The sequence below is a fragment of the Bacteroides pyogenes genome (assembly GCF_014196225.1).
Lineage (GTDB): Bacteria > Bacteroidota > Bacteroidia > Bacteroidales > Bacteroidaceae > Bacteroides > Bacteroides pyogenes_A.
Map to the genome: position 1 here is coordinate 1 of NZ_JACIDI010000003.1, position 12,131 is coordinate 12,131.

A 12,131-nucleotide genomic window follows, 5' to 3' on the forward strand; every position below is an offset into this window, starting at 1 on the left:
ACCATTCGTTTTGACAACATTTCAATGACCTCTTTAGTGTTTTCGAACCGACTTTTGCCGGTTCTATTGTTTGACTTTTAATTTTTCGGTAAAAAATTACCGAAGTATTGTATATGATAGATACTTAAAACCTAAATTAGAAATTGATCTGCGATATTAAGGACAAAATTCTTCCCGCAGGCTTTGAAGCGATACAATGTATATTGATAATTGTTGGTAATATTGAAAGAGAGAGAGTTTTTCTATATTTTACAAGCATTTACTTTAAATGCACTTTTTTATCACCAAAACCTATTGTAATATCAAAATAAATAAATATAACTATTTTTCTATTCATAAATCTGCATATTCAGGAATAATTTATTCGTTTTGATTATTCATAATGTCATAAGTTACAAGGTGAATGATTTCATTTGCAAATAATAAATGTGCTATAAAACATATAATATTGTTTTAATATATCATTTTGCTACAATATCAACCTTTTTTTATTAAAAAAATTGTTTGTTTCATTTTTATTAATATATTTGCATTTTGTTAGAGTAAAGAAACAATTAATGTAAGGTTTAACTTTAAGAGAGAATTTATGAAAAGAAAATTAATGCTGTTGTTGGCTTGCCTTTTTGTAGGTATAGGCCTGGTAACTGCCCAGACACAGAAGGTCACAGGTGTTGTGATTTCCGAAGAAGATGGGCAGCCAGTTGTTGGTGCCTCCGTATTAGTAAAAGGTACTTCTCAAGGTACGATTACTGATATGAATGGTAATTTTACTTTGCCCAATGTACCAAGTTCCGCAAAGACTTTGCAGGTTTCGTATGTGGGTATGCAGACACAGGAGGTGGTAATTAAACCAACAGTGAAAGTGATACTTAAGCCAGACTCTAAGATGTTGGATGAACTGGTTGTAGTGGGCTATGGAGTAACCTCCAAAAAAGATTTGACGGGAGCTGTGGCTACGGTATCTGCTGAAAAAATTAAGAATGAGCCGGTGCTTTCTGTTGGTCAGGCATTGCAGGGTAAGACTGCCGGTTTACAAGTAGTTAGTACAGGTGGGCGTGCCGGAGATGGTACTCAAATCAGTTTGCGTGGCAATGGATCTCTAAGAGCATCCAATGATGTACTATATGTGATCGATGGAGTTCCACAAGACAATATGAACAACGTGGCTCCTCAGGATATCCGTAGCATCAGTGTCTTGAAAGATGCTGCTTCGACTGCTATATATGGCTCGCGAGCATCTAATGGTGTGGTGCTGATTGAAACAAAGAAAGGAAATTATAGTCAGCCTACTACGGTTAATGTGAATAGTTATTACGGGATACAAAACATTATCAAGAAACCAAAATTGTTGAATGCAGCTGAGTACAAGAAAGTTATGGATGCTTCTCGTATCAATTATGAGAAAGATATTGCTGCGGGTCTGTTGGATGGACCTAAAGATCCCACTACGCTGACTCCGCTTCCTGAAAGTCGTCACGATATTGACTGGTTAAAGCTTGTGTTGCGTGATAACGCAAGTATTCAAAATCACCAAATAAGTGTAACAAGTGGTGGAGAAACAACTAAGGCTTATTTATCGGGAAACTTGTTTATGCAGGACGGTATAGTAAAACAAGATTCTTATACAGCTGCCAGATTACGCGCCAATTTGGAGCAAAAAATCAATAAGTATGTAACGGTTGGCTTGAATGCTAACTTCACTTACTCAAAATCCAAACCATTTGCTGACGATAACAATATTTATCAGCCCTACTCAAAGGCTTTGCAGGCACGTCCTGATGTACCGCCGACAGATGAAAATGGGAAGATTATTGACTATAATTTTGTAAATCCTTTGTTCGGATTCCAACGTCAGGTAACCAATATCTGGCAAAACACAGGAGGAAACCTTTACTTAAACGTTACTCCATTCGAGGGACTTGTATGGCGCTCTGCATATAGTGGAACTATTCGTAATAGACGCTATAATAGGTACGATGCGCCCAACACACGTCGCGGATTGAATGGCGATGGGCAGCCGACCGGGTATGGCTACTACGGCACTGACAATGATAGGGATTATCAAATTGAGAACACGATTACTTATAGCGATAGTTTCTTTAATGAAAGATTGAAATTAAATTTCTTGTTGGGACATTCTTTCCAGAACTGGGATTATGAAGATTCCTATGTAGCAGGAGAGAAATTTCCATCGGACGACTTGCGCTGGCTCGTATCTGCCGGAGAGATTAACAAAGGACGCAGCTATATCAAATCAATGGCTATTGAATCTTATTTCACTCGTTTGCAGTTGAATTGGGATGAAAAATACCATTTGATGATGTCTATACGTCGTGATGCCTCTTCTAAATTTACCAAAGAAAATAATGCAGGCTATTTCCCCGCGATTTCTGCCGGTTGGACAATATCTAATGAGGACTTTTTCAATAAAAAAGTGGTTACAGACTTGAAGCTGAGAGCTTCTTTCGGCTATACCGGTAATCAGTCTGGTGTGTCTTATGCATCCGGACAAAATCTGATAGTTGGGGGAGAGAATTATAACTTGCAGCCGGGACTTGCTGCTACCGATATTTTTAATCCTGATTTGACTTGGGAAAAAGGACGTTCTGTAAATATCGGATTCGACATGAAGTTATTGGATAGAGTCAGTATCGGGTTTGATTACTATGACAAGAGGACCGAGTCTCTGCTCAACCGCATAAATGTACCTCAAGAGTCGGGCTTCAGGACAATGATGGCTAATGTTGGTAATATCTCTAACAAAGGTTTTGAGCTGACAGTAGATGCCAATATTTTTGACCGTAAGGAACTCAAGTGGACCGTGGGAGCCAATTTCTCTTACAATAAAAATAAAGTTATCAGCATAGGAACCGAAGCCGGACAATATACTACAGGATTTGTTTCTATCGTAAAAGAAGGGGAAAGTCTGGGTTCATTTACTTTGTACGAAGCTCAGGGAGTGGCTAAGGAAAAATATGTTTATAAAGATAAAGACGGGAAAGACGGGAAAGTCGTGTTGCCGGGAGATATGATCTATGTAGATCAGAATCAAGATGGTAAGATAGACGATGCTGACAAGAAAGTGTTTGGCGGAGGTATTGCTCCTGTTTATGGCGGCTTCAATACGAGGCTGGATTACAAAGGATTCGATTTTGCCCTCAGCGGTCAATATTCGATTGGCAAACGGGTGTATGCTTTCTATAAAAAAGATGCATTGAACGGTGGGGCTACAGGTGCTCCTTCTTATTCTTACAACATGTATAAAGAGATGCTTGGCTATTGGACACCGGAGAATACATCAACCAACATTCCACGTCCTCACATGTCGGCAGCTATTTCTGCCTGGAATATGGAGCATTCATCTCGCTTCTTGGAAAAAGCAGATTATCTGAGAATTTCTGAAATCACATTGGGGTATGACTTGAAATCGATCAAAGCTTTAAAACTTGGGTTTATCAAATCATTACGCGTGTATGTGCAAGGACGTAACTTATTCACGTTTACGCCTTACTCTACCGGAGACCCGGAAACCTCTTACGTAGACCAGACAGCGGAAAACAGCCAAGACGTTTCAGACGGAATGAAGGTTCAGGCCGGTGTAGATTTGGGTGGTCTGCCTAATACCAAGTCTGTTGTTTTTGGATTAAATCTTACATTCTAAAAAAGATCATTTATGAAAAAGATAAAAAACATCATATATGCGTTGGCATTAATAAGTACCATCGCTTCGTGCGAGCAGAAATTGGATATCCCATCCCAGGCTTCGCTTTCTGCAAACGCACCTTTGTCTCAACAAGATGTAGATCGCTTATTGAACGGACTTTATAAAAAAGTTCGGCATCCGAATGGTTATGGCTATTTCAGTATCATGAATACGGAAATAATGGCCGACAACTATAAACCCGTAAAGTTTCAATGGTTTCAGGTGCGCTTTTTGTATGAGCATACCGTTCCGGCATCTGACATTTTGCTGAGTTACTATTATGCAGATTATTATGCCGGTATCGATCGTGCCAATACGATATTGAAGGTTCCTACTGCAACTGACGACCAAAAGGGTAAGGCGCGGGTATGTAGGGCTTATACTTACTTAAGGCTTTTTGATTTGTTTGAACGGGTTCCATTGATTGATGAAAACTATGACAGAAAACCCATTGCTCCCTCGTCTAAAGAAGAAGTTTTGAACTTTATTATTAACGACCTGAAGTTTGCCAAAGAGCATTGTCGTGCATTTGATAAAAATAATGTGACTCTTTCTCAACAGTTTCCAACTAAAGAAGCTGCAACGGCTATGTTGGCACGTGTTTATAGAATAGCCGGTAATTTGCAACAGGCTGCTAAAGAAGCAGAAGAGGTCATTGCTACCGGAAAGTTTTCGCTGGCTGAGAATCCGTTGGAACGTTCGAGTGAGGTTATCTTTATGTTTATCGGAACAAAAGCGGAAGAAGTAGGTAGCTGGGGATGGATTATGAGTCCGATGGCTAAAAACTGGAACTGCTTTGCTGCCGCCGACGCTGTAACAGCTCTTGTGAAGGATGGTGATACGCGAAAAGTTTTATTTGACTTTGAGGGAAAAGACGCCAATGGTGGCTATATTTACTCTAAAAAATATAAAACTGATGATAATTCGGATTTGTTGGTGTCGCGTATTGCCGAAATGTATCTGATTTCTGCAGAGGCGGGTAATAACGCCCGTCTGGCTGAGTTTCAGAAGGCTCGAAAATCATCGTTGACATTGGCCGAAGAACGTCGTCTGGAAATGTCTTTCGAATGGACCAGATGGCAGGACCTGAAGCTTGAAGGTGAAAAATATGTTCTTCCCTATCCTGAAAGAGCCGTGCAATCCAATCCTCTATTAAAGTAAATTTTAACATATGATAGAAACGGGCTGTCTCTGATTTGAGATTAGCCCGTTTTGTCGTTTAATGAGCTATTTGTTTTTATCGCTGAATTTCTATACTTTTGTCTGAAATTTAGCATTTTCTGTTGTCGGTCTGTGAATTTCAGGTGATGATGTGGTGTAGGCCACAGCTTGCTGACAAGGGCTTTGCTTATTTATATAATCAGAAAGAACGAATGAAAGAATTTGTAATATCCGAAGCTAAAGTGGAGACCGCCGTGCTGGTGGGGCTTATCACCCAGACACAAGACGAACGTAAGACGAATGAATATCTGGACGAATTGGCTTTCCTTGCCGAAACGGCCGGAGCTGAGGTGGTGAAAAGATTTACGCAAAGGTTGCCGACAGCTAATTCGGTGACTTATGTGGGAAAAGGAAAACTGGATGAGATAAAGCAATATATACTTAACGAGGAGGAAGAGGAGCGGGAAGTAGGGATGGTCATTTTCGATGACGAACTTTCAGCGAAACAAATTCGTAATATTGAAGCTGAACTGAAAGTAAAAATTCTCGATAGGACTTCGCTGATTCTTGATATATTCGCCATGCGCGCACAAACGGCAAATGCCAAAACTCAAGTGGAGTTGGCGCAATATAAATATATGTTGCCGCGCTTGCAGCGTTTATGGACGCACTTGGAACGCCAGAGCGGCGGATCGGGTAGCGGTAGCGGGAAAGGAGGTTCTGTCGGTTTGCGCGGACCGGGTGAAACACAGCTTGAGATGGACCGCCGTATTATCTTAAACCGTATGTCGTTGCTGAAAGAGCGTTTGGTAGAAATAGACAAACAAAAAGCCACGCAACGTAAAAATCGCGGACGGATGATTCGTGTGGCATTGGTAGGCTATACCAATGTAGGCAAATCTACTATGATGAATCTGCTGTCGAAGAGCGAAGTTTTTGCTGAGAATAAGTTGTTTGCTACACTGGATACCACCGTGCGCAAAGTGATTATCGATAACCTTCCTTTCCTATTGTCCGATACGGTAGGCTTTATTCGTAAACTGCCGACTGACTTAGTGGATTCTTTTAAATCTACATTGGATGAGGTGAGGGAGGCCGACCTGCTTGTGCATGTGGTAGATATTTCGCACCCCGGATTTGAGGAGCAAATTGAGATTGTGAATAAAACTTTGGCTGACATCGGAGGTGGCGGAAAGCCTATGATTCTCGTTTTTAACAAGATAGATGCTTATACTTATATAGAAAAAGCTCCTGACGACCTTACCCCCCCGACAAAAGAAAACTTAACACTCGAAGATCTGATGAAGACATGGATGGCTAAAATGGAGGATAGCTGCCTTTTTATTTCCGCCCGTGACAGAATCCATATAGATGAACTGAAAAGTGTTGTTTACAAAAGAGTGAAAGAATTGCACGTTCAGAAATATCCCTATAACGATTTTCTTTATCAGATTTACGACGAGGAAGAGTAATAATTGATAGGTCGCTCATGTGAATGGGAGAACGGCGTATCCATACATTATATATCCGTTATGAAAGATTATCGCAGGTTGACTGAAGATGAAGTTCTTCAGTTAAAGAGTCAATCATGTCTGGCTGATGATTGGGGAAAAGTTTTGGTAGCCAATGGATTCAATGGTGAGTATGTGCATCATACCCGTTTCTCCGGAGAAGTAAAATTAGGCGTATTTGATGCGGATTTTACATTGCCCGGAGGTATTAGGAAACATTCGGGATTACGGCATGTTACGTTGCATAATGTAACGGTGGGAGACAACTGCTGCATTGAGAATATACAAAATTATATTGCCAATTATGAGATTGGCAATGACACGTTTATCGAAAATGTAGATATCATTCTGGTAGACGGAGTAAGCACTTTCGGTAATGGGGTGGAAGTGTCGGTACTCAACGAAACAGGAGGGCGGGAAGTTTTGATCAATGATAAGCTGTCGGCGCATCAGGCATATATTCTAGCGCTTTACCGGCATCGTCCGGAGTTGATTAACCGTATGAAAGCAATTACGGACTATTATTCTAATAAGCATGCTTCGACCGTAGGTAGCATAGGCAACCATGTAATGATTGTAAATGCCGGATCGATAAAAAATGTCCGGATAGGTGATTATTGCCATATTTGCGGAACCAGCCGTCTTTCCAACGGAAGTATCAACAGTAACGTAACAGCTCCCGTGCATTTGGGGCATGGAGTGATTTGCGACGATTTTATTATTTCTTCCGGTTCCGATGTGGACGATGGGACGATGTTAACTCGTTGTTTTGTAGGACAAGCTTGCAAGTTGGGGCATAATTATTCGGCTTCAGATTCTTTATTCTTTAGTAACTGCCAAGGGGAAAACGGTGAGGCGTGCGCTATTTTTGCCGGTCCTTTTACCGTGACACATCATAAGTCCACTTTGCTCATTGCCGGGATGTTCTCCTTTATGAACGCAGGTTCGGGATCAAATCAGAGCAATCATATGTATAAATTGGGCCCTATTCATCAGGGTACAATGGAAAGAGGAGCGAAGACAACTTCTGATTCGTACATTTTGTGGCCGGCACGTGTGGGGGCTTTCTCATTGGTGATGGGACGCCATGTGAATCATGCCGACACTTCCAATCTTCCTTTCTCATATTTGATTGAACAACAAAATACAACTTATTTGGTTCCCGGAGTGAATTTGAGAAGTGTGGGTACTATCCGCGATGCTCAGAAATGGCCGAAACGGGATAATCGGAAAGATCCGAATTGTTTGGATCACATTAATTATAACCTGCTGAGTCCTTATACAATCCAAAAAATGTTCAAAGGACGCGCTATCCTGAAAGAGTTGAAACGTGTTTCGGGCGAAACATCCGAGATTTATTCTTTTCAGAGCGCCAAAATTAAGAATTCTTCTTTGAACAATGGAATTAGGTTGTACGAAATAGCGATTCATAAGTTTCTCGGAAACTCAATTATTAAACGCTTGGAAGGAATGAACTTTCGAACTGATGAAGAGATCCGCCGGCGTCTGAAACCGGATACGCAAATCGGTATGGGCGAATGGGTGGATATCTCGGGGTTGATAGCTCCTAAAAGTGAAATAGACCGTTTGCTTGATGGTATAGAGGATGGCTCTATCAATCGTTTGAAATCGATCAATAATAGTTTTGCAAAAATGCATGAAAACTATTATACTTATGAATGGACTTGGGCATATCATAAGATACAGGAGTTCTATGGGGTGGATCCGGACAAGATAACGGCTGAAGATATAATCGCCATTGTGAAAACTTGGAAAGAGTCTGTCGTCGGGTTAGACCATATGGTGTATGATGATGCACGTAAGGAGTTTTCTCTTTCTTCCATGACCGGATTTGGAGCTGATGGATCCCGGGATGAAATGAAGATGGATTTTGAACAGGTACGTGGAGACTTTGAGAGCAACCCGTTTGTAAAAGCCGTATTAGAGCACATTGAAGAGAAAACGGCATTGGGCGATGAACTGATCCGGCGGATCTCCGCTATTGCCAACGCATGAAAAAAACGGCTTCTTCTGTTGATGAATCATTCTTAATCATTACCTTTGTGTCACTAACTAACTTTACGTAATAAAAAAGCTTATGGCAACACCTCCGTTTAAGTATCAGCCCATGTTCGAGAAAGGGAAAGATACGACCGAGTACTATCTGCTTACAAAAGACTATGTGTCGGTAAGCGAGTTTGAAGGGAAACCTGTTTTGAAAATTGAGAAAGAAGGCCTGACGGCAATGGCCAATGCCGCTTTCCGCGATGTGTCTTTTATGCTTCGTCGTTCGCACAACGAACAAGTGGCCAAGATTTTGAGCGATCCGGAAGCCAGCGATAATGACAAATACGTTGCGCTGACTTTCTTGCGTAATGCGGAAGTAGCGGCAAAAGGGGTACTTCCTTTCTGCCAGGATACCGGTACTGCCATTATTCACGGGGAAAAAGGGCAGCAGGTATGGACAGGCTATTGTGACGAAGAGGCCCTTTCGTTGGGAGTCTACAAGACTTATACCGAAGAAAACTTGCGTTATTCGCAAAACGCACCGTTGAACATGTATGATGAGGTGAATACGAAGTGTAATTTGCCCGCACAAATCGACATCGAAGCTACAGAAGGGATGGAGTATGAGTTTCTTTGTGTAACCAAAGGTGGCGGTTCGGCCAATAAAACATACTTGTATCAGGAAACAAAAGCGATCTTGAATTCTGCCACATTGGTACCGTTTTTGGTAGAGAAGATGAAAACGTTAGGGACGGCTGCCTGTCCCCCTTATCATATCGCGTTTGTTATCGGCGGAACGTCGGCCGAGAAGAACTTGCTGACGGTAAAACTTGCCTCCACTCGTTTCTACGACAATTTGCCGACTACCGGAAATGAGTTCGGACGTGCTTTCCGAGATATCGAACTGGAAAAGCAGGTATTGGAAGAGGCTCATAAGATCGGGCTGGGCGCTCAATTCGGCGGGAAATACCTGGCTCATGATGTTCGTATCATTCGTTTGCCGCGTCATGGAGCTTCTTGTCCGGTGGGATTGGGTGTTTCTTGTTCGGCCGACCGGAACATCAGATGTAAGATCGACAAAAATGGTATCTGGATTGAAAAACTGGATTCCAACCCGGGCAATCTGATTCCGGTCGAACTTCGCAATGCCGGTGAAGGTGATGCCGTGAAGATCGATCTGAACCGTCCGCTGCAGGAGATACTGAAAGAATTGACTAAATATCCGGTAGCTACCCGTTTGTCGTTGAACGGTACGATTATTGTCGGTCGTGATATTGCTCATGCTAAGCTGAAAGAACGTTTGGACCGTGGTGAGGACTTGCCGCAGTATATTAAGGACCATCCGATCTATTATGCCGGTCCGGCTAAAACTCCTTCCGGTATGGCTTGCGGGTCTATGGGCCCCACCACTGCGGGGCGTATGGACTCGTATGTCGGACTTTTCCAAAGCCATGGAGGGAGCTTGATTATGTTGGCAAAAGGCAACCGCAGCCAGCAGGTAACCGACGCTTGCCTGAAATACGGCGGATTTTATCTGGGATCGATCGGCGGACCCGCTGCCATTCTGGCTCAGAATAATATCAAGAGCATTGAGTGTATGGAATACCCCGAGCTGGGTATGGAGGCTATCTGGAAAATTGAAGTGGAGGACTTCCCGGCATTTATCTTGGTTGATGACAAAGGAAACGATTTTTTTAAACAGATAAAGCCGCGTTGCTCAAAGCAGTAAAAGAAAAAAACTTATCAAGTAGCATTCGCTGATAAAAAATAATTGTAATACGAAGGGGGATTTGTCGCCTTGTGCACAAGTATCCCTTTGTTCTTTTCTATATGAATATCGGTCACCGGCACTTTGGAAAAAAAGAGGGTTTAGTAGGCTGCACGATATTTGCCTTCTTCTTTGTCTTCCAGCATACTCAAGTAAGAGGTGTAGCGGGACTCGCTGATGAGGTGCTGTTCTATTGCCTGCCGCACGGCACATCCCGGTTCGTGCCGATGGGAACAGTTGCCGTATTTACAGTGGGCGGATGCTTTGAATATTTCGGGAAAGTAATGCCCTATTTCTTCTTCTTCCATATCGAATGTTCCGAATCCCTTGATTCCCGGAGTATCGATAATGTAACCTCCTTCGTCTACAGGAAACATTTCGGAGAAAGTAGTAGTGTGCATGCCTTTTTTATGATAGGCGGAGATTTCTCCGGTTTTCAAACTCACTTCGGGCAGTATGGCGTTGATCAGTGTAGATTTACCCACCCCGGAGTGTCCTGAAAAAAGAGTGATTTTACCTGCCAATTCTTTCTTTATGGTCTCAATTCCGCTACCTTCCACGGCCGAAATCCGAAAACAGGGATAGCCTATCCCGCCGTATAAATTGGCGAGTGCGTCGAGATAATGCAACTCGTCATCGTTATAGGCATCTATCTTGTTGAATATAAGCTTCACGGGAATCCGGTAAGCTTCGGCGGATGCGAGAAACCGATCGATGAAAGTCGTGGATGTTTCAGGGTAGTTCACCGTTACGATAAGCATGCACTGGTCGAGGTTGGCCGCCAGAATATGCGATTGTTTGGAGAGGTTGGAAGACCGCCGGATGATATAGTTTTTACGGTCTTCTATCTCATGGATATAGGCTGTTCCTTCCCGGTTGACTGCAATCCGGACACGATCTCCCACAGCCACAGGGTTTGTACTGCGAATCCCTTTCAGGCGAAAGTTACCTTTGATTTTACATTCAATGGTTCGCCCGTCATCGGTTTTCACCTGATACCAACTTCCCGTGTTCCTGATTACTAATCCCTTCATGCTTCGGTTAGTTATTTATTGTTCGATTATAAGATCGGTAGATACAGTTTCTTCTTTTGAACCGTTTTCTGCCAATCCAGTGAGGGCTGTCGAAGAAGCTATGTGCTTGGCAGTGGATAGAACATTGGTCTGGCAATCCGTAATTTTAAGAAAAAACGTTTTCCATCACTTGGCTTCTGATTGGCCTGCTCGTGAAGTGGGAATTTCCGTTCAATCTGATGCTTCCGGAGAGTTCGGACGTCTACCGGCTCGTTTAGCTGTGATTCGATTGTATCTTAGAAAAATGGAGAGTTGAGAAGGAGTGCGGCATTAATAGCGCAGTCAGCTCTTAACTCTCCATTTCTTTTTTCTGAAGTCTGCTTTTACACAGTCATGATTTCTTTGTCTTTCTCCGCAAGCATATCCTCTATCTGCTTGATATACTTATCGTGGATTTTCTGAAGCTTGGCTTCCGCGTTTTTTTGTTCGTCTTCCGCCAATCCGTCTTTTACAGCTTTTTTCAGAGAGTCGATGCTGTCGCGGCGGGCATTCCGGACACTGACTTTCGCCGTTTCACCCTCTCCTTTGCATTGTTTTGCCAATTGTTTGCGGCGTTCTTCAGTCAAAGGAGGAATACCGATGCGGATAATCTCTCCGTTGTTTTCGGGCATGATGCCGAGATCGGAGTCGATGATGGCTTTTTCGATCACACGGAACATGCTTTTATCCCAAGGTTTGATGGCAATGCTGCGGGCATCCGGAGTAGTAACGGCTGCTACATTGCTGATGGGTACCATACTTCCGTAAGAGTCTACCCGGATACCATCCAATAGTCGGGTACTTGCTTTGCCGGCACGGATATGTGCAAGCGCTTCTTCGAGATACATAATGGCCATGTCCATCTTTTCTTGTGCATGGTCAAGGCAAGTTTTTACGTCTACCATATCTTTTTTGATCTTTTAAGTTGC

The 12,131-nt window shown here is 42.6% G+C and carries 7 protein-coding genes; 5 read left to right on the forward strand and 2 right to left on the reverse strand.

Annotation, left to right across the window (positions count from 1 at the left end):
* Window positions 1-586 precede the first annotated feature (586 nt).
* From GGR07_RS02345 to GGR07_RS02365, 5 genes are all read left to right on the forward strand, one after another.
* Window positions 587-3,661, forward strand: coding sequence for a SusC/RagA family TonB-linked outer membrane protein (locus GGR07_RS02345; protein WP_183200468.1), 3,075 nt, complete (start codon window positions 587-589; stop codon window positions 3,659-3,661).
* A 12-nt stretch (window positions 3,662-3,673) separates the two neighbouring features.
* On the forward strand, window positions 3,674-4,864 hold the full coding sequence (locus GGR07_RS02350) for a RagB/SusD family nutrient uptake outer membrane protein (protein WP_021644333.1): 1,191 nt from the start codon (window positions 3,674-3,676) through the stop codon (window positions 4,862-4,864).
* 212 nt (window positions 4,865-5,076) lie between these two features.
* The gene (gene hflX / locus GGR07_RS02355) at window positions 5,077-6,336 is read left to right on the forward strand and encodes a GTPase HflX (protein WP_034543194.1); all 1,260 of its coding nucleotides are present in this window, start codon (window positions 5,077-5,079) and stop codon (window positions 6,334-6,336) included.
* A gap of 60 nt (window positions 6,337-6,396) precedes the next feature.
* The gene (locus GGR07_RS02360; protein WP_021644335.1) at window positions 6,397-8,391 is read left to right on the forward strand and encodes a DUF4954 family protein; all 1,995 of its coding nucleotides are present in this window, start codon (window positions 6,397-6,399) and stop codon (window positions 8,389-8,391) included.
* Between the two features lie 82 nt (window positions 8,392-8,473).
* On the forward strand, window positions 8,474-10,111 hold the full coding sequence (locus GGR07_RS02365) for a fumarate hydratase (RefSeq protein ID WP_021644336.1): 1,638 nt from the start codon (window positions 8,474-8,476) through the stop codon (window positions 10,109-10,111).
* A gap of 140 nt (window positions 10,112-10,251) precedes the next feature.
* Here the strand turns inward: GGR07_RS02365 and rsgA are convergent, their stop codons facing one another.
* Window positions 10,252-11,184 carry a ribosome small subunit-dependent GTPase A gene (rsgA, locus tag GGR07_RS02370; protein ID WP_021644337.1) on the reverse strand — a complete coding sequence of 311 codons (933 nt, stop codon included), beginning with the start codon at window positions 11,182-11,184 and terminating at the stop codon, window positions 10,252-10,254.
* A gap of 362 nt (window positions 11,185-11,546) precedes the next feature.
* Window positions 11,547-12,107 (reverse strand): ribosome recycling factor, encoded by a 561-nt coding sequence (gene frr / locus GGR07_RS02375; RefSeq protein WP_021644338.1) that lies wholly within the window; start codon window positions 12,105-12,107, stop codon window positions 11,547-11,549.
* Between the last annotated feature and the right edge of the window lie 24 nt (window positions 12,108-12,131).